Consider the following 19,099-nt stretch of genomic DNA (forward strand, 5'->3'; position numbering starts at 1 on the left):
TGCCCATCTGCAGAGTTTGATTGTTTGGATTTGTGTTTGGGGTCGACAGGCCGCAGATCGATTGCGTACAAATCGTAACAAGTAAAGGTTGCTGCAGGGTTACGTCTTTGAGTGCGAATGGATGCGATACGGTGAGCGAAGCGTCCGGCGTTCGACATGGATCATTCCAACAGCCCAGACATTGGTGGTTAGACGTGCCATCAAACCCGCCCCTTCACGGCGAGCTATGGAGCGGGCCTTCAGCCCTTTAATCTCTATAGGGCCGGATACCTGGGGCGTTGCCCCAGGCTGGTATAGAACGCGCCTTCAGCGCTTATCTTGCCTGGGTGCCCCACCCTCGCAACGCTAGGGTGGGCAAGGAGATACCCGAAACTCACGCTCGAGTTACCTGGTGCTCTGTTGAGCGTGGGAATTCTCTGGTAGCTACGAGCGCTTTGTTTTGCGGGTGCGTTTGTGGTGGGCGTGCGCAGTGTAGGTCCACTGGCGCGTGGGGCCCACGTCGACGTGCACGAACTGGGAGCGGGGGTAGTAGCCAACGCCACCGGCTTCGAGCGACAGCGCTGCATCACGGAGCTGCTTTGCGGAGACACCGGAGACGCGAAGGTCGATCGCCTTAGCTTCGATGTGCTGCGAGTGCTCGGCGGCGTTGGTGGTGCCGCTGGCGCGCAGTGCGTCGTTGGTCTCTTTCGAGCGGTAGCCGGAGAGGATGTCGATGACGCCATCGGGCTTGTTCAGCTTGGCCAGCATGGTGTGCAGCACGTCGAAGGTGCGCGGATCGATGGGCGTGACCTGCTGATTGTGGCTGTCGCACAGGAAGTGGTTCAGCTGGTCGAGCGCCTCGGGAATGTAGGTGTCGCCGATGCGATAGACCACGTTGATCATCTCGCCGGTATAGGGATGGGCGAGCTTCAACTCATACTTCTGGCCGTCAGTGGGAACATTGTCTTCTTCGTCCGGAAGAAGGCCGACTCCCGGCAGGGCCACATTGGCAAAGGCGTGGGCCAGGGCATGAAGGCGCGGATGCCGGTGGGATGACGACGCCTTGCCTGCGTTTGCAAATGGAGTCGAGATGCCCAGAAGGGTGATGGCGGCGAGGGCTGTCAGTTTGCGAGCCGAGACGAGGAACTGAAGAGGCGCAGGCATGTACAGGGGCAAATTAACTGATCTCCAACTGTAGGTTGCGCGGTACTGAGTCGGAAGCCAGGGACTCAGAGACCCAAATGCGGCTTGCCAATCGTCATTCGCTGTCGTCAATTGTAATTGCCAGGAGGGGTGTGTCCAGAGGGGAAGCGGGGGAAAAGTTCGGAGTGTGGAAAAAGGGTTCCGAATGAGGGGCTCTTTCGCCCAACGAAACAAGTTCGTTGGGGACCCAGTACGCTTCGAAATGACAAACAAAAAGCGGTTCGAGCTTCGCTCGAATGCCCACATAAGCTTCGCGTATGTGGGGCACCCGGTGCATGGGTAATTTCAGATTGTGCGCTAGTACTGGATGATGTGTGGGGTTGGGTAGGTCAAGGTGCCGTCGCTGCGTTGGACCCAGAGGAAGAGGCGCTTCTTGCCGTTGATGGTCGAGCCGACGATGGTGCCCGATCCCCAGAAGCCTTCTCCATCGGTGCGCGAGATGTCGACGTGATGGCTATGGATTTCGCCCACGGGTGAGAACTGCGTCCAGTCTTCGGTGAACCGCTTCACGGGATAGCCGGTGTACTTGCCGGGATTCGCCTTCCAGTTGTCGTCGTTGACGTAGACGCCGTAGGCGGTGTCGAAGTCTTTCTTCTCAATCGCGGTCAAAAAGCGGTCGACCTTGTGCTCGGCGGGGAGATTGGTGAAGAACCAGCCGTGTCCGGCGATGAAGCCGGCGACGAAGAGGATGGCCAGCAGCACTACCAGCACACCCGCCGCGATCAGCAGGGCTGTCTTGCGCCTTTCTCTCTGCTCATCGTAGACCGGTGCATCCATCAATCCGCTCATGCTCAAATCCCTTTCGCTCTCACTAGATTAGACACCCGCAGCGGTAAATTTGTTCACTCTGGAAGAATCTGCAGGAGATGGTGGCCCATGTGAGCGATGTAGTCCTCGATCAGGAAGCCGAGGGTCCAGGCCCGGTCCGGCGTGATCCACTCATGGGCGAGGTGAGGCTTCTGGGTATGCGCGATAACGTGCACGAGATGCCGGTTGAGTCCCTCCCAGAGGTTCAGAAGATCCTTCCACGGGCGGTCCGCATAGTGCTGCACGGCGACCCATTCCACCTGCTTGTAGCCGGGCAGATGGATCTCGCGCTCGATCTGCAGGCGGACGAAGCGCTGGTGGTTGTTGCAGGCGGAGTCGATCAGGTGTCCGATGATCTGGCGCGGCGACCATTTACCTGACTCACGCGGACGCTGCGACTCCAGGTCAGTTATCTGGCGCAGACGCGGCAGGGCGCTGTCGAGAACCTGGGCAAGATCGTCGGCCAGCCTTTCGGGCTGCAGCAGCATGACGTCGGTGGGTTGCGTGTAGGTGGACATGGGTCAGAAGGCTCCTTCCATCAGCTCGCAGGCGGTTTCGTTAAGGTACACCGAGACGACGTCGAAGCGGATGACGATGCTGTCGCGTACTTTGTCCGGGAAATGCCGTACGTAGGCCGATGCCAGGCGGCGCAGCATTCGTTGCTTGGTGTCATCGACTGCGAACTCCGCAGGTACCAGGTCGCGCTTGCTGCGTGTCTTCACCTCGATGAAGCAGAGTGTTGGACCATGCCAGGCGATGAGGTCGACGTCGCCGCCGGGAACACCGGCCCAGCGCCATCGCCGGGCGACGACCGTGTAGCCATGCCGCCGCAGATGCCAGAAGGCAGCGTCTTCGCCGCGCTCACCAACACGCAGATGCTTCGGCTGGGAGGGCCGCCGTCCCAGCATCGAGGCAAGCTGTTCCAGCCAGAGCAACGTATGTTCCTGAAGTCCGGGCATCGTGTGAAATCATAAGGGATCGCCGATGCATACCTCCCGGAAATTCATGGCACAGATCATCCTGTGTTTTGCGTGCATTTATCTGATCTGGGGATCGACGTTTCTGGCCATTCACTACGCGGTGATCGATCTGGCTCCGCCGATCATCAGCGGCCTGCGGTACTTCCTGTCGGCTCCGTTCATCTTTCTGCTGTGCTTCTTCAACCGGCAATCGATCCGGATCACCTCGGGCGAGATCTGGCGCTGCGCGATTCTGGGCGCGTTCATGCTGGTGGGCAATAACTGTCTGCTGGTGTGGGCAGAGAAGACGGTGGACTCCGGCTTTGCGGCTATGGTGCTGGCTGCGATTCCGATCTTTATCGCATTGCTGGATTCTCTGGTCCCCGGCGGTGACGGACTTACCAGGCGTGGCTGGGCGGGGCTCTTGCTTGGATTCGGCGGTTTGATGACGCTGCTGTGGCCGACGGTCCGTCACATCTCGTTCAGCGGTACGGGTAAGGTCTTCGGCAGTGTCCTGCTGCTGGGTGCGGCGTTGAGCTGGGCGATTGGCTCGGTGATGTCGAAGCGGTTCAAGATGCAGCGCGATCCTATGGTGCTGGCCGGCTGGCAGTTGTTGCTTGGCGGCGGATTGAACCTGCTGATCGCTACGGCGATGGGCTCATGGGCAGAGGCTCGGTGGACGCGGCCCGCAGTATTGGGGCTGGCGTATCTGACGGTCTTCGGTGCGTTGATCGGGTTTACGGCGTATGTGTGGTTGCTGCATCACGTCTCGGTGACGAAGGTGGCGACGTATGCGTATGTGAATCCGATTGTGGCGTCGATCCTTGGGATCTGGCTGCTGCATGAGGGGATGGGCGTGTATGAGTGGACGGGCATGTTTGTGATTCTGGCTGCGGTGTCGCTGGTGAATCTGTCGAAGGTGAAGCAGGCGGGATAGGCGGCTGTGGATGATAGGTTCTGTTGCGCGTAGAGCATTTTCCCCGTTGCTGGGTATCCCGGGGAGAGGCGTGCAGCGGCGTTTTCATTGCGGAAAACGCCCATAGATACGGAAGCCCTACACTCCACCTGCAGGGAAAATGCTCTATTGGAGCTCCGCCTGCGACGGAGCTGCCTTTGCGTCAATCATTGCAGTGCTATCAGTCAGTCCAGCGCTCGCAGCGGTCAGCTTGATGGCTCCTGCTTTCCTGGAGGTGCGAATCACTACCAGAGCCCGGCCCTGGTACAGCTTTCTCCGCTCAGCGTGATATGAGTCCGCATCCTGTCCGTCTCCGTTTCCAACGGCGGCAATGGCGCCTGGGCCGCTGATAGAGAACTGGACTTCCTGTTCGGCATGGGGCTGAAAACGTCCTTGATCGTCAACCGCTTCTACTGTCACAAACGAAAGGTCTTCTCCATCGGCCTGTAGTATCGCCCGGTCTGCTGTGAGCCGTAGTTTGGTTGCATTGCCTGCGGTGGTGAGGATGCTTTGGGCGACTTCGCGGTCACCCCGCACACCCACGGCCTTCAGCGTTCCCGGGGCATAGGGTACGGAGAAGACAGCTTTGAACTCCTGTTCGCGCCCCGTCGGTTTTTCTCCGATCAGCTTGTCGTTCAGGAACAGCCGCACCTTCTCTGCGCCGGAGTAGACCTCAACCTGCATCTCTTTGCCTTCCTGGCCCGGCCAGCTCCAGGTGGGAAGTGTAGGATAGGTCGCCCACATGATGGCGATGATCTTTTTGCCTTCCGGCTCAGGCAGGCGGACGGTCGCGTAGACACGATCGCCGCCGTTCCAAAGAATGTCGCGATAGTAGGACTGCGGCTTACGGAAGCCGGTCATGTCGAGATCGCCGCAGACTGCGGCGTGCCATGGGTACGGGTGGAAGAAGAACTGCATGGCTGCTTTTGCCATTGGGTCGGACGAACCTTTAGCCATCTCAGCCATAACGTCGACACCCTTCGCCATCCCTGCGAAGAGTTGGTCGACCATGCTGGTGTTCGCCATCATGCCGCCCGCCTGCTCGGCCATCTTGGCCTGTTCGGGAGTGCCATACTGCCACGCACCGATGCCCGACTCGCCAAGGTAGTCCATGGCGGTCCAGGTGAGGTCGCCGAGAACGTAGGGATTGTCGTGTGTGATTGCCCATAGCGGAAAGGCCTTCGCCGGCCACGATTCGGTGGTCAGCATGAGACGCGAGGGCAACTGTTCGTGGTCTTTGGCGTAGGTAGGGATCAGGTTGTAGTTGTAGCCGGTGATGTCGAGCTGCGAGAAGACCGCCTGGGCGGTGGGCATGGTGGTTGTTCCAGGAAATGCGAGTGTGAGCGGGCGGGTGTTATCGAGCGCACGGACCTGGTCCGCAAGCTGTTTAGCGAGCGGAGCGCCTCGATCGACTTCGAGCTCGGGAATCTCATTGCCGATGCCCCAGATCACGATCGAGGGATGATTGCGGTCGCGAAGCACCATGGACGAGATGTCCTGCTTCCACCACTCATCGAAGTTGCTGCCGTAGTCGAACTTCACCTTATGCGCCTGCCACACATCGAAGGGCTCATCCAGCACCAGGAGGCCGAGGCGGTCGCACGCATCGAGAAACGCAGGCGACGGAGGGTTATGGGCGGTGCGCACCGCATTCATCCCTGCGGCCTTCATGAGTTGAACCCTGCGCTCCTCCGCACGATCGAAGGCAGCCGCGCCTAGCGGACCGTTGTCATGATGCACACTGCCGCCGGTAAGTTTGATGGATCTGCCGTTGAGCAGCAGGCCCTTCTCTGCTGACCACGTGAGGGAGCGGATGCCGAAGGAGGTCGTGACCTGATCGACGACCTTGCCATCTTTGCGAATTGTGGAAACGGCCCGGTACAGCGTCGGTGTCTCGGGTGTCCATAACGCAGGATTGGCTACGGCAACCTCCTGCGCTGTCTCGTCCTCTTTGCCGGAGGCAAGGTTCAGATTGGAGTGCGCCGTGCCAATGGTTTTGCCGGTCTTGTCGAGCAGCGTGGTCTCGACGGTGGCTCCGGCTGTCTGTGCGGATTCATTCGTGACGCGCGTCCTGATGGAGACCTTGGCAGAGGTGGTCGATACCTCTGGCGTCGTCACGAAGACACCCCAGTGCGCCACATGCGTCGGTTCGGTCGCGATGACATGAACATGCCGGTAGATTCCCGATCCGCTGTACCACCGGCTGTTTGGCTGCGCTGAGTTGTCGACGCGCACGGCCAGTACGTTCGTCCCGGAGAGCTTCAGGTCGGGGGTGAGGTCGAAGGTGAAGGAGGTGTAGCCGTAGGGATGTATCCCCAGCTTGTGGCCGTTCAGATAGACCGTGGCGTCGCGGTAGACGCCGTCGAACTGAACCGTTACCCGTTTGCCATTCCACTCGCGAGGTGCGGTGAAGGTCTTGCGATACCAGCCGATTCCGTTGGGGAAAAAGCCGCCGCCTGTACCGCTGAGGTTGTCCTTGTCCGGCTTGCTCTCGATGCTCCAGTCATGGGGTAGATCGACGGTGCGCCAAGATGAGTCGGCAAAGGATGGATTCTCCGCGCCGGCGGCGTCGCCAAGCTGGAACTTCCACCCCGCGTCGGCAGCGAGATCCTGACGCGGCGTCTTTGGAGTTGCGGCGGCGGCTGCCGCAGGAACGAGGACAGCAAGGATAGCCGCGAGACCGATCTGACAGCGTGACAGGTGATTCATGACGACCTCTTTCTGGCGGTGCGTTTCCGTGTATTCGAGGAACTTGTGACTGGAGCTTCCGGGGCGCGCAAACCGAGCAGGAGAATGCGGAGCGTCTCCCGGAAGAGACGATCGATCGGCTGGCCGTACTCGATCTCGACCTTTCTGCCGAGCGAAGCCAGCCTGCGCTGCGCTCCGATGACCGCGTTCATCACGGCGTGCATGGTCAGCTCCGGATCGAGATCGGCGCGCAGTGAGCCGTCGGCGATCCCGCTACGAATGAGGTCCGTGAAGAACCGGAATGGCTGGGGAGCGATCTGCGACTCAAGCGTAAGCAGCCGGTCCACCGGCCAGTCATGCGCATACCGGGCATCGAACTCCGCCAGAAAGCGAACCGCCGCCTGGTTGCCGGAGAGCTCATCGGCCATGAACTCCAGAAACGCGGTGATCACGGCAAGTGCATTCGGAGCGCCTTCGATGCGCTGCTTCACCTGGATGGCCGCTCCTGCCAGCAATTCGCTGACGAGCTCCCAGGCGATGTCGTCCTTGCTGGAGAAGTACTGATACATGGTTGAAGGCTGCAGACCGCTGGCCAACGTGATCTCGGCCATGGTGACCCGCTCGATGCCCTGTTCAATAAACAGGGACTGGGCCGCATCCAGAATCCGGCGGCGCTGACGCTCACGATGAGCGTGGTAGGTGCGGGGTTTTGCCTTCTTTTGCATCGTCTCCCTGAGGTTTTAAATTCGAACATATATTTCGAATTTCAAGTAGGGCTACGAATTTATAGGAGAGGAAGGTCTGGAGGCAAGATCGGATTTAAGGGGCGGATCGACCGATCCGAGAGCCCATACCATGGGAATGTTCATACGGGACAATGTTCGCTGTGAAATGACAAACGAAAAACGGTTCGAGCTTTGCTCGAATTTCCCACCCATCGCTTCGCGATAGATGGGGCACCCAGTTTCGTGAGGTTCCTCAGATCTTGATAAAGATCCGTTTCCGATAGAGCAGCAGCATGGGCAGGTAGCAGACGCCGACGAACAGAAGAGCGTACGCCAGCGCCGCGACATAGAGGTTCGGGAAGACCAGAGTGAGCGGGTGGAAGAGCCACTGTTGCACGGTCCGATGGCTGGGCAGGCGGATGGAATCCAGGGTTCCGGCGAAGAACTCTGAGAAGGCGTACACCGCCAAAGAGTTGGTGCCGAAGACCAGCGCCGGTTCGAGGAAGCGTTTCTTTCCGGGCCGGAGATCGATCAGCCAGAAGAAGAACCACAACGCCAGCAAGCCGAGACCGGCGTTGAAGAGCACGAAGGAGCTGGTCCAGAGCCGTTTGTTCAGCGGGAACCAGATGCTCCACAAGCCGCTCAGCGCCAGAAACGAAACTGCGGCGGTCAGCAGGCCGCGGGCGGTGGCGGAGGTCACTCCGTGACGGGTGATCCAGATGCCGGTCAGTACGCCGAGCAGGGCGGTAGCGAGCGAGGGAACCGAGCTGAGCAGTCCTTCTGGGTCGTAGAAGCCTGCGCGGTAAAGGTGGCTGGCGGGCAACAGGTGGCGGTCCAGCCATGCCGGGAAGTTGCCGACCGGGTCGAGGAAGGGCACATCGACGCCCGGCATGCCGAAGCCGGGAACGGGAACCCAGCGCAGCAGGATCCAGTAGCCAAGCAGGATCGAGACCGTTACGACGATCAATGTCTTTGGCTTCGCCTTGAGATAGAGAAGCGTGGCGACGAAGAAGCAGATGGCGATTCGCTGCAGCACACCGAAGACCCGGAAGGTATGCAAGGTGTAGTGCGGGAACGAGCTCACCGCCAACCCGATGGCAAACAGAACCAGCGTTCGCTTCGCGGCCTGCAGGAGGATCGTCGAGGAGGGGACGCCCTTCCGCAGCTTGCCGCGAAGGGAAAAGACGATGGAGATGCCCACCATGAACAGAAAGCAGGGGAAGACGACGTCTGCCAGGGTGCAACCGTTCCAGGGGGCATGGGAGAGGAAGGGGAAGGTGTGAGCTCCGTCGCCGCTGGTGTTCACCATGATCATCAGGGCGATGGTGAGTCCGCGCAGTACATCAAGGGAGGCGAGCCGGGGAGAGGAAGAGGGCGCCTGGCTCTCACCGCTGACTTCGGGACGGGGTATCGAGGAGGAAAGCGTCATCCGTAACTCTTCCGACGGGATTTTCTGTAACGGACCGTACCGTGCCGTGTACACAAGCGTCGCCAGCACCCGTCAATCTCGTTACAATGTATCTGTCGCCTCTTGCCTTTGGCCAAACGCGTTCACGGATGTCCGTTAATTTCACGGTGAATTGCAGGTGAATAAGGCATTGAGGGGAGTAGGTATGTCTACCGCGAAGCCTGTTACCGACCCTCCATCGATAGAACAGCAGCGGCTTCTTGTCTCCCGTATCCTCTCTTCCGCCCTCTTTCGCAAGTCGCGCAAGCTCGCGACCTTCCTCCAGTTCATCTGCGAGCAGCAGCAGATGGGGAAGGCTGATTCGATTAATGAGCAGCGTATCGGCACGGAGGTCTTCGGCCGGAACGAGGGATACCACATGGGAGAGGACTCGATCGTCCGCTCCCAGGCGCGCTTCCTGCGGCTTCGCCTGCAGGAGTACTTTGCGACCGAGGGCAAGGATGAGCCGATCGTCCTGACGATTCCCAAAGGGAGCTATGTGCCCGAGTTTCACCATCGGGAGCTTCCCATGGGAACGGTACAGGAGACGGTTAACTCGGTTCCCCCGGCTCCTTCTTCGGCCGGCTATCCGCCGTCAGCCGTTGGCGACGGAGATGCGGCGGATGCTCCCCCGAAGATGTCCTTCTTCTGGATCTATGTTGCGGTGGGTATCGGCGTCGTCGTATGCCTGGCTCTGGGCATCGGCTGGTGGCTTCGGGGAGAGGAGCACCGGCACGCCGGGGTTCCAGTGGAGGTGCGTTTCTGGGCCAGCATCTTCGATTCGCAGCGGACGACCATCCTTGTTCCTGCCGATAGCAGCCTGGTGCTGATGGATGAGTTGATCGGCAACGAGATTACGTTGTCGGACTACATGAACCGGAAGTACCGCAACACCATTCCCCCGCCGGAAACGAGCCGGATCTGGAACCAACTGCTGACGAGTCAATATACGAACGTGGTGGACCTGAGATTGGTCTCGGCACTGGAGCGTCTGCCTCAGGTTGACCACAGCAAAACGCAGGTCCGTTTTGCGCGGGACGTCAGCCTAAGCGAGCTGAAGCAGAATAACGTCATCCTGATTGGCAGCACACGCGCCAACCCATGGGTCGACCTCTTCTCTTCCGCAGGGCGCTTCCGCGTGGGCTACGATTCGAAGACCCACACCAACCTGGTGGAGAACCGCAATCCTGGAAAGGGTGAGCAAGCGCGTTACGACGAGGCTGCCAACAGCGCTGACCACCTGGCCTATGGCGTGATCTCCTATCTTCCGAGCCTGGATGGAGAGAGTTCTTCGCTTCTGATTGGCGGAACCAGCAAGGCGGGGACGGAAACAGCCTCGGAGTTTCTGCTGAGCCCGCGGTTTATTGCCTTCCTTCGCACTCTGGATACTAAGGGTGGAGCGTTGCCTCACTTCGAGATCCTGCTCTCGGCGCAGAACCTGAACGGTAATTCCTATCAGCGTAGTGTCGTCTGCTACCACGTTTTGTAGGGTGGGAGCAGCGGGCTTCAGCCCGCTGAATAGAGCGTAAAAGTAAATGGGCTTTAAGCCGCTGATAAAAGCGCGCCTTCAGCGCTTATCGTGCCTGCCCGAAAGACCGCTGAACACCCAGCCAGCAAAGGTGGCCGGGACCCTGCTGCACCCACCCCATTGGAGCTTGGCTCGGACATCCCACCCATCGCTTTGCGATGGATGGGGCACCCAGTTCATGGTTATCTCGAATTTCTGCCTGCCTTTTGAGCCTTTCACGCACGCCATGTTTCGCGGACTTCACGTGAAACCTAAGTGGTTTTATTTGAATGACTTGTGGCTTATTCACGGTGAAACAGGGCTATCACAGTGAAATACTTTGCCAATCATTTTTCGCGCCTTCGATACTCCCGACACTCGTCTGCTGTAGTTTGCGGCAGACATGGAGGCCGTAATCAATGAACGAAAAAAAGATAAATCTGATGAAGCAGATCTTCGGGCGCATGACACATGCCTCGTTGAGTCTGTGTTTTGTGCTGAGTCTGGCATTTTTGAGCGGAGAGCGTTTGCTTGCGCAAGGTATTACCGGCACGATCGCCGGAAATGTGACGGACGCCAGTGGGGCAACCATTGCAGACGCGACTGTAACCGTCACACAGACCGAGACCAACACGATCCGCAAAGTCACCACTTCCGATACCGGAAGCTTCACCGTCACCCAGCTCGCTCCCGGGCACTACACCGTCCAGGTTGACCACGCCGGATTCCAGACCTTCCGCCAGGTCGGAATTACGCTGGTGATCGACCAGACGATTCAGCTGAATCCCGTTCTCCCCAATGGAGAGGTCACGCAGACGGTCGAGGTGACCGGCGCGGGCAACACTATCCAGACACAGGACTCGTCGATCGGAACTGTGGTGGAGAGCCAGGCAATCCAGAACACGCCACTCAACGGCCGCCTTGGCCTGATGGGACTGATCTCGCTTGCGCCTGGTATTCAGGGCGTGGGAGCGCAGGATCAGCTTGCGACCCGCGGCATTACATTTGCAGCCGGTACCGGCTCTCGTAGCTCCTACGGTGGACTCACGTCCACTCTGGACGGCGTTACCAATCAGGAGGTGACGCTGCAGCGCGCCGAACCTGAGGTACCGTCGCTCGACGCAATCTCGCAGTTCAAGGTGCTCTCGAACGGCGCGCCGGCTGAGTTCGGCCAGCCCGCTGCTCTGATCGTGGTTTCCGCCAGCGGCACCAACCAGTTCCATGGCGGTGCGCTCGAGTACAACCGCTCCAAAGGTATGGGCGCCAAGGCGTACTTCAGCGGGGCGAATCCGCGGCCGCCGTATCAGCGCAACGAGTTCGGTGCAAACCTTTCGGGTCCGATCCTGATTCCTCATGTCTATAACGGCCGCAACAAGAGTTTCTTCTTTGTGGCATATGAGGGCTTCCGCCTGACGCAGTCGTACGCTGACAATACACAACAGCCCACAGCGCTGATGCGGCAGGGTGTCTTTACGGAGTTCTCTGGCAACATCACCAATCCGTCGACCGGAACGGCCTTTGCGAATAAGACCATTCCTACGGCGAATCAGAATGCTGTCTCGCTGAAGCTGCTGAGCCTTCTCTATCCCAATCCGACGACCTCGGGTACGGGTGTCAACACCTACGAGCAGGTGCAGACAACCTCCACCGCGAGCCGTGTCTCGGTACGTCTGGATCACCAGCTCACCGCGAACGACCAGCTGCGCTTTACTTTCCTGCGTGCGTTCTACGGCCCCAGCCCGACGAATGGCACTACCAGCCTGCAGGGTGGTAATGCACAGGATGGCGAGCACAACATGAACATCATCCTGGGATGGACGCACGTGTTCTCTCCCAACCTGCTGCTCGACACCTACGGTTCGTTCTTCCACCTTCCGATCTATCGCACACCGCAGAACTACAAGACTGATTTCTCCAGCATCATTCCTGGCCTGGGAACGGGTTTGATTCAGGGTGCGCCGCAGATCACGATCACGAACATCGCGAATGTCGCGGAGTCCGGATCGAAGGATCTGGAGCAGGTCGGCCAGATCGGTACATCGCTGACCAAGATCGCGGGGAGCCACACCATCAAGGGCGGTTTCTCGTATCTATATGACAACCACTGGAACATCTCGGCGACGAGCCCGCAGCGCGGTTCCTTCCGGTTCACTGGCCAGTACTCCGGCAATGCCTTTGCAGACTTCCTGCTCGGCTATCCGGTTACGGCAGTCAAGCCGGTGCCGAACGACTATGTGAAGCGCGATATCTCCGCCCAGTACGCGGCTTATATCCAGGACGACTGGAAGATCCTGCGGAACCTCACCATCAACGCCGGTCTGCGCTATGACCTGCAGTTGTTCAGCGACAACCTCTATCGCAATACCGCTCTCTATATTCCCAACCTGAAGCAGGTCGTAGTCTTCGGCAATTCGTATCCGTCGGCGGCTATCCCCAGCTTCCTGAGCTCTATTCCGATCACGCTGTCGAGCACGGCCAATCTGCCGAACAACGTCTTCAGCTATCTGGGCCAGAACAAGAAGAACTTCGCTCCACGTCTCGGCTTTGCGTATGAGGTAAAGCCGAATACAGTGCTGCGCGGCGCCTTCGGTATCTACTACAACCTGCTGCCGGCCTCGTATATCACCACGGCGCCGTTTGCCAATCTGCCGTTCTCGGGCTCGCAGACCTTCAACAACTCTTCGGGTTCCACACCGTCGTTCTCGATGTCGAATGCGTTCTCGGGAACCGGAAGCTTCGCGGCGAATCCGTCTGTGCTGGCGCAGGCTTCGACGACGACACCCTACACCGAACAGTACAACCTCGCCCTGGAACATCAGTTCGCCGGTAACTGGACGGTCCGCGTCGGTTATGCCGGACAGCACAATCTCAAGCAGAACAACTATGGCGGATCGGGTAACTACGCTCCGAATATCAACCTGCCGTCTAACCCGGTGCTGATCAAGAACGGTTCGGTGACGGCGCAGAGCCTGAACCTGGTGCAGCCGTTCTCGACCATCAGTCTGAACATGGCCCCCATCTTCCACAGCACGATGAATGCGTTGCAGGTTGGTGCTCATCGTCAGTATCACAATGGCGTCTCCTTCGGTGCTGAGTATCAGTGGACTCGCGTGATCGGTACGGAGAACCTCGAGAACCCATCAGGAGCGACACCGAACGACTCCTACGGCAACGTCGGCGGCATTACGCCGCAGGCGCTGACGGTCAACTACTCTTACCTGCTGCCCTTCGGCAAAGGAAAGGCGTTCCTGGGAACAGCCGGTAATGTCATGGATAAGATCGTGAGCGGATGGCAGGTCTCCGGTATCTCGGTCTTCCAGACGGGACAGCCCTTCTCGGTCACGTATACGGCGCCGGGCACCTACACCGATGGCAGCGGCACCAAGTGGACGAATCTTGTCAGCGGACGTGCCAGCCGGGTTGCAGGCGCTTCTCTGTATCCCACAACGAAAAACAAAACACAGTGGTTCAATCCAGCGGCCTTTACTGCACCGACGGATGCAAACGGCATCCCCGGTGGAGCTTACGGCAACTCCGGCTACAACATGCTGCGGGGACCCCGGTATCAGAACTGGGATATCAATCTGCAGAAGAACATCGTCTTCAAGGAACGGTATCGCGTGCAGTTGCGTGCCGATTCCTTCAACGTCTTCAACCATCCCAACTTTGGAACTCCCAACGCGAACATCAGCAACACGTCTACGATTGGGACCATTACATCCACGAGCAGCACGCCCACGTACCAACAGCGTACGGTGGAGTTCGCGGCTAAGTTCAACTTCTAAAAAACAAGTTAGAGGTTGAGTTCTTACCGGGCGGTGTTCTCTTATGAGGACACCGCCCGTACGGATGCATGGAGGTGTTTGTGGTACGCAAGCTTGTCGCAGTGATGGCGCTTTGTGGAGCAATGTCGTTTCTCTATGGCCAGAGCCTGCCACAACATGCCCGGCATGTCTCTCCCGCTTCTCTCAATCGAAATACAGGTGAGCTCTTCCAGGAGTCCATGCACTGGAATGAGTACTTCTATGACGATGCGGTTTCCCTGGTGAAAAGCCCGTCGGGCGGCTCTGCGCACGGAACCCAGGGTGAGGGTGGACGGTACATGGTTCGTGAATCAAGCTGGTATGCGCTGGGTCTGCTCTTTCGCGATCAGTCCGGCGATCGCGAACGCGCCGCCAAAATTCTGAATGCCGTGCTGAAGCAGCAGTACACCGATCCCAGTGTTCGCTGGTACGGAACCTACAAACGCACCCCCGCTGAGCCGACGCCGCCCAGCAAGAGTGAGCTGTGGCGTGACTATGACCCGAACTGGCGCGTCTTTATCGGGACGACCTTTGCGATGATCCTGATTGAGTATCCTGATCGTATTCCGGCCGAGTTGCGGCAACGGATGTACAAGGCGATCGACCTGGGCATTCTTGGAGAGATGCGTGAGGGCCGCCTGGCTCCGGCGTATACCAACATTGCCCTGATGTACGGCTTCCTGTGGGACTTCGCCGCCATTCACGATCACAATGCGGCTTGGAAGAAAAAGTCGGTGGTGTGGAATGAGGAGGTCTATCGGCTGTTTGAGAAATACGGCACCTTCCCGGAGTACAACTCACCCACCTATAGCGGTGTCGATATCTACGGCCTGGCGCTGTGGCGCGATTATGGTTCCTCGGCGCATATGCGTGAGTTGGGTGCGGTGATGGAAACCAGCCTGTGGCGCGAGCTTGCCAACTACTACCAGCCTGACCTGAGAAACCTCAGCGGTCCCTTTGACCGTGCCTACGGCATGGATATGACGCACTACGTCAGCGTGGTGGGTGTGTGGATGAGGACTGTGCTGGATGCATCGTCTGCTCCGTTGCCGCCGATCTCCGCGACGACCGATCATCTGGCGGATATTTGGTTTGCCTCGCATATCGCCGTCCTGGGGACTGCGATCCCGCCGGATGCGCTTGCGAAGATGCAGCACTTCGCCGGAGCCCATGCCATCCGCCAGAACATCAGCGCGGAACGGACCGCAACGGCGTGGATCGGCGACCACGTGCTCCTCGGCGGAGAGCTGACCACGAAGACTAAAGACGCCGGTGGACCGAGTTCGCAGTTTCATCCGGCGACCGTTCACTGGCGCACACCTTCGGGCGAGATCGGATGGGTGCAACTGGTGGCGTGTCCTCTGGTCGATGCCAGTGCCGATCAAAATGGACTGGATATCGACACGAAAGGCGCCATCCGCTTGCGGGTTCATGCCGCCGGTTTGAAGAAGGAGCAGATCAAAGAGCAGATTAAGGCAGCGGCCTGGCGGCTGCCGGGATTACAAGTAGGTATCACGACGGATGCTTCCGGGTTTAGTATCGACGACGGAGCAGATTCGGTGGATCTGGTCTATTCCGGTTTGAGTCACATGCGACTCGATATCAAGCCAGCGGAATGATGCCGAAACAGAGCCCGTACCGGCATCGTCGCCGGTCTTCCTGTGCCGTTGACTGTGCAGGGGTTCTGTACAGATTTTGATGCAACGTCGGAAGGACCTAAACGAATGCCCTTGATGCGAACCGCGAAAGCCATCGTCACCGATATTCACTTCCTGATCCCGCTCATTGTTCTTTGCCTGGGGATCATTCTGCTGATTCAAATTCACTAATTGAGAAAAGTATTCTGCCGATGGCATCTCACGACAAACCACATGCTCTGGAAGAAGCCAGCCGTCTGCACTGGGCCGGCGTAATCTGCGGTCTTAGCGCCGGTGTCTGGCTGGGCGCGGCTGAGGCTCCTACGAAACTTGTCAACGCCGGGCTGTCACCGTTTGCGGTGTCGCTCTGCATGGTCTCGGGTGTCTTTGCTGCGCGGTGGACCGTTCCCACGCTGCTGAAGGGCACAACCCAGGTCACCAAAGACCTGATGCGGAAGAAGTACCTGATCCTTTGGGCACTGCTTGCCGGCATGCTGTGGGCGGTTGCCAATACGCTGACCGTCTTTGCTATCCGCGATGTTGGACTGACCATCGCCTTTCCTCTCTGGAATACGAACTCGCTGATCGGTCTTCTATGGGGACGGCTGCTCTTTGGTGAACTGAATAACGCCAGCCGGTCGAACATTCTCAAGGTGGTAGTGGGCACTATCGCTATCGTCTCGGCCGCGACTCTGCTTGGCTTTAGCACGATGCATGCCGATGGGGGACACAGTCCTCGTGCGGTGCAGGGCATTCTGGCAGCGCTCGGCGCCAGCCTGCTGTGGGGCACGATGTATATCCCCTACCGTAAGGCTTACATCAGTGGTATGAATCCGCTGTCGTTCGTTACGGCGTTTACCTTCGGTGAGCTCGGCACTGTCTTTGCGCTGGTTTGGTACTTCGACGGTGGAGCGCAGGCGCCGATCTTCCACAAGGAAGGTCTGAGCCACCTGCTCTTCTGGCTCTTCCTGGGCGGGTTCGTCTGGGTGATCGGCGATATCTTCCAGCAGTTTGCGACTAAGTATCTGGGTATCGGCCGCGGCATTCCGCTCTCCAACACGAATCAGTTGTGGGGGCTGGCATGGGGTGCGTTGGTCTTTGGCGAGCTGGCGAATGCCACCTCCAGCCAGCGCGTGATGGTTATTACCGGATCGCTGATCATGATCGGCGGAGCGATTGCTATCAGCAGCGCGGTTGCAACACAGCGCGAGCATATTTCCATGAACGATGCGCTGCAGCGTGAATGCGATCGATATGATCTCGATATCTCAGAGGTGCTGCGCGACTATGCGACTCCGGAGATTGACCGTACAAACCCGCGGAATTGGTGGGATTATGCGATCATCGCCGCTGCCGTTGGGGTCTTTGTCTATCTGGGATGGAAGGCTAGAGTGCCGCAGCTTGTTATGAACCTGGAGTGGGCTGGGCTGCTGGTGTGTCTGATGATCGCGGCTGCGGTGGGGGGGCTGTTCGCGCTGCGTCGATTGTCGAAGACGTAGATCCTTCGGGTCCCTGGCGAATGTTCGCTGGGGACCTGAATGCTTCCACTATGACTCCGTTCGCACCTACGGTGCGAATGTTTTGCTTAAGGGCATGGCTTCAGCCATGCCGTGTAATGCTCGCATAGTTTGCGGCTTTAGCCGCTGAGGTCATATCGAATCTCAATATCCCACCCGAATTTTTTTGTAGCAAAGCGAAGAAATCTGCTTCTTACACATTGCCCTCAGCGGCTGAAGCCGCTTTCTATGCGGCGTGCAACGGGACGGCTGAAGCCGTCCCCTTAACAAGACATTCGCACTGCGTGCGAAATGGCTTCGCGGGGCGGATCCCCCTTTTCATTCAGCCGTCAGACCCCTCCAGCATTCCAATCTCAAGCTGCCGCAGCCGTTCCGGATCTGCAATCACGTCGAGGTGCGTGATTCTGCCGTCTGTAAAGGTAAATCGCAGCACTCGGGTCAGACGGCCTCGCGGGGCCAGAAGAATGCCGACTGTTCCATCCACCAGCGCCGGCTGAAAGAAACGCATGTGCCGAGCGAAGGCAACGGCATTACCTGCCCAGTTGCGTGCTCCGTGGATCTCGGCCGGAACTCCGGTGGCTGCTGCACTCTTGTCGATGTGGACGACAAGATCGGGATCGAGCACCTGAACCAGACCTTCGATGTCACCGGCACGTAAGGCAGTGAGAAAGCTGCTTACGATCTCTCGCTGTTGTGCAAACTCCGCACCTGCCTCATGGCTGATGCCACGGACCTGGCGACGGGCACGGCTTGCAAGCTGCCGTGTGGCGGTGGAGGTGCGTCCGAGAATCGGCGCGATCTCATCGAAAGGGAGATCCATCAGGTCGTGCAGCACAAAGGCAAAGCGTTCTGCGGGGTTGAGCCGGTTCAATAGCACCATCAGCGCAATGCCGACAGACTCCGCCAGAATCGCTTCCTGTTCCGGGTCAATGCTGGTGTCGTCTTTTGCCGGGATCTCGATGGGATTGTCTTCGATGGAGTCTTCCCGCCGTGAACTGCGGGAGCGCAGCATATCCAGGCAGACGCGCGACACAACGGTGGTGAGCCAGCCGCCAAGATTATCGATGCTGTTGGCATCGGAGCGGTTGAGACGCACCCACGTTTCCTGAACAGCATCTTCGGCCTCGCTCAGTGAGCCCAGCATCCGGTAGGCGACGCCACGCAGATGCCCGCGGTTCTGCTCGAACTGTTTTGCCAGCCAATCTTTTTCCACCACCTCTGTCACATTCCTCCTGTTGCTTCCGTCATGGTTGTGACGAGCGAAACCCAGGCAATGTGACAAGGGTACTCGTCGGGCAGCACACCCGCAGACAGCGGGAAAGGAAAAGGAGAAACACGATGCAGGCAAGAATGATGAATCCGGCGATGGTTGTTCCCGAAGCCATGCAGGCGCTGATGGCGCTTGGCGCAGCCACCAAGAATGGAGCGGTCCCGGAGAAGACGCTGGGCCTGATGCATCTGCGCGCCAGCCAGATTAACGGCTGCGGCGTCTGCCTCGACATGCATGCCCGCATGGCCAGGCACGAGGGCGAGACGGACGAGCGCATGTTCGCCGTGGCGGCATGGAGAGAAGCTCCGTACTTTACCGACGCCGAGCGCGCGGCACTGGCGCTGACGGAAGCGGCGACTCGTCTGAGCGACCGTTCCGATCCGGTTCCAGATGATGTTTGGAATGAGGCAGCGAAGCACTATGACGAGAAGGCACTGGCGGTCCTGGTCCTCCAGATCGCTCTGATCAATGTGTGGAACCGGGTGAACGTCACCACCAAACAGATTGCCGGCGAGTGGATGAGGTCGGAAGAGGCGAAGAAGTGGGTGCCGGAAGTGGTGCAGAAGGCCTCGTAGACCAAAAGATCCAGCCGCCTGCTTCTA

At 58.8% G+C, this 19,099-nt stretch carries 15 protein-coding genes; 7 read left to right on the top strand and 8 right to left on the bottom strand.

The genetic code is table 11. The features are described from left to right. Positions 1-423: 423 nt before the first annotated feature. The 4 genes from AB4Y89_RS16960 to AB4Y89_RS16975 all read right to left on the bottom strand — a co-directional run bounded on the left by AB4Y89_RS16960 (position 424) and on the right by AB4Y89_RS16975 (position 2,948). On the bottom strand, positions 424-1,155 hold the full coding sequence (locus AB4Y89_RS16960; protein ID WP_442302121.1) for a YcbK family protein: 732 nt from the start codon (positions 1,153-1,155) through the stop codon (positions 424-426). A 324-nt stretch (positions 1,156-1,479) separates the two neighbouring features. After that, a complete protein-coding gene (locus tag AB4Y89_RS16965; RefSeq protein WP_442302122.1) occupies positions 1,480-1,971 on the bottom strand; it encodes a hypothetical protein in 492 nt (163 codons plus the stop codon). Positions 1,972-2,024: 53 nt separating this feature from the next. Beyond that, on the bottom strand, positions 2,025-2,507 hold the full coding sequence (locus tag AB4Y89_RS16970) for a DinB family protein (protein ID WP_442302123.1): 483 nt from the start codon (positions 2,505-2,507) through the stop codon (positions 2,025-2,027). A gap of 3 nt (positions 2,508-2,510) precedes the next feature. Next, complete coding sequence (locus AB4Y89_RS16975) at positions 2,511-2,948, bottom strand: YraN family protein (RefSeq protein WP_442302124.1); 438 nt, start codon at positions 2,946-2,948, stop codon at positions 2,511-2,513. 46 nt (positions 2,949-2,994) lie between these two features. On the opposite strand from AB4Y89_RS16975, the gene AB4Y89_RS16980 reads away from it, so the two are divergent. Beyond that, positions 2,995-3,885 carry an EamA family transporter gene (locus tag AB4Y89_RS16980; RefSeq protein WP_442302125.1) on the top strand — a complete coding sequence of 297 codons (891 nt, stop codon included), beginning with the start codon at positions 2,995-2,997 and terminating at the stop codon, positions 3,883-3,885. Between the two features lie 144 nt (positions 3,886-4,029). Here AB4Y89_RS16980 and AB4Y89_RS16985 read toward each other — a convergent pair whose 3' ends face one another. The 3 genes from AB4Y89_RS16985 to AB4Y89_RS16995 all read right to left on the bottom strand — a co-directional run bounded on the left by AB4Y89_RS16985 (position 4,030) and on the right by AB4Y89_RS16995 (position 8,745). Beyond that, positions 4,030-6,612, bottom strand: coding sequence for a glycoside hydrolase family 2 TIM barrel-domain containing protein (locus AB4Y89_RS16985; protein ID WP_442302126.1), 2,583 nt, complete (start codon positions 6,610-6,612; stop codon positions 4,030-4,032). Continuing rightward, positions 6,609-7,316, bottom strand: coding sequence for a TetR/AcrR family transcriptional regulator (locus tag AB4Y89_RS16990; RefSeq protein WP_442302127.1), 708 nt, complete (start codon positions 7,314-7,316; stop codon positions 6,609-6,611). The genes AB4Y89_RS16985 and AB4Y89_RS16990 overlap by 4 nt, the downstream gene beginning before the upstream one ends. Before the next feature lie 253 nt (positions 7,317-7,569). Further along, complete coding sequence (locus AB4Y89_RS16995; RefSeq protein ID WP_442302128.1) at positions 7,570-8,745, bottom strand: acyltransferase family protein; 1,176 nt, start codon at positions 8,743-8,745, stop codon at positions 7,570-7,572. 184 nt (positions 8,746-8,929) lie between these two features. On the opposite strand from AB4Y89_RS16995, the gene AB4Y89_RS17000 reads away from it, so the two are divergent. The 5 genes from AB4Y89_RS17000 (at position 8,930) to AB4Y89_RS17020 (ending at position 17,209) form a co-directional block, all read left to right on the top strand. Continuing rightward, a complete protein-coding gene (locus AB4Y89_RS17000) occupies positions 8,930-10,252 on the top strand; it encodes a hypothetical protein (protein WP_442302129.1) in 1,323 nt (440 codons plus the stop codon). A gap of 437 nt (positions 10,253-10,689) precedes the next feature. Continuing rightward, positions 10,690-14,055 (top strand): carboxypeptidase regulatory-like domain-containing protein, encoded by a 3,366-nt coding sequence (locus AB4Y89_RS17005; protein WP_442302130.1) that lies wholly within the window; start codon positions 10,690-10,692, stop codon positions 14,053-14,055. Positions 14,056-14,135: 80 nt separating this feature from the next. Next, a complete protein-coding gene (locus AB4Y89_RS17010) occupies positions 14,136-15,692 on the top strand; it encodes a hypothetical protein (RefSeq protein ID WP_442302131.1) in 1,557 nt (518 codons plus the stop codon). Between the two features lie 114 nt (positions 15,693-15,806). After that, positions 15,807-15,902, top strand: coding sequence for a translocated intimin receptor Tir (locus AB4Y89_RS17015; protein ID WP_442302132.1), 96 nt, complete (start codon positions 15,807-15,809; stop codon positions 15,900-15,902). Positions 15,903-15,922: 20 nt separating this feature from the next. After that, positions 15,923-17,209, top strand: coding sequence for a GRP family sugar transporter (locus AB4Y89_RS17020; RefSeq protein ID WP_442302133.1), 1,287 nt, complete (start codon positions 15,923-15,925; stop codon positions 17,207-17,209). 340 nt (positions 17,210-17,549) lie between these two features. Here the strand turns inward: AB4Y89_RS17020 and AB4Y89_RS17025 are convergent, their stop codons facing one another. Next, positions 17,550-18,452 carry a sigma-70 family RNA polymerase sigma factor gene (locus AB4Y89_RS17025; protein ID WP_442302134.1) on the bottom strand — a complete coding sequence of 301 codons (903 nt, stop codon included), beginning with the start codon at positions 18,450-18,452 and terminating at the stop codon, positions 17,550-17,552. A 113-nt stretch (positions 18,453-18,565) separates the two neighbouring features. On the opposite strand from AB4Y89_RS17025, the gene AB4Y89_RS17030 reads away from it, so the two are divergent. After that, complete coding sequence (locus tag AB4Y89_RS17030) at positions 18,566-19,072, top strand: carboxymuconolactone decarboxylase family protein (RefSeq protein ID WP_442302135.1); 507 nt, start codon at positions 18,566-18,568, stop codon at positions 19,070-19,072. Positions 19,073-19,099: the final 27 nt, after the last annotated feature.

Source organism: Terriglobus sp. 2YAB30_2 (assembly GCF_052114765.1).
GTDB lineage: Bacteria > Acidobacteriota > Terriglobia > Terriglobales > Acidobacteriaceae > Terriglobus.